The 300-nt window shown below is 67.7% G+C and carries 1 pseudogene; it reads right to left on the bottom strand.

Annotated elements, in window-relative coordinates:
- Positions 1 to 300: pseudogene (locus KUG39_RS17045) on the bottom strand (iron uptake porin); the annotation flags it as partial.

The following is a 300-nucleotide window of genomic DNA, read 5'->3' on the forward strand; positions in this document are numbered from 1 at the left end:
GGCGAAGTTACCGGCCCGCAGACGGGTGCGGAGCAGGTCCTTGCCGGTGAAGCTGGTGTCGAAGTTGAGCTGGATGTCGTAGTTGAACGCCGTGGCGCCCTGGGTCTGACGGGCCTGGTTCTGCCAGGTGTTGGGGACGACCGGGCCGAGGGGACCGAAGGGACCGGTCACGAAGGCGGGGACGCCGGTGGCCAGGGAAGCGGCGGGGCTCACCTGGGCGTTACCGCCGTAGCTGTTGGCGCCCATGATGAAGGTCGCCTTACCGGTCAGCTTGGTGGTGGTGGAGAACTGGGTGGCCTC

Origin of the sequence: Synechococcus sp. CCAP 1479/10, from assembly GCF_019038515.1 — a bacterium.
GTDB lineage: Bacteria > Cyanobacteriota > Cyanobacteriia > PCC-6307 > Cyanobiaceae > Cyanobium.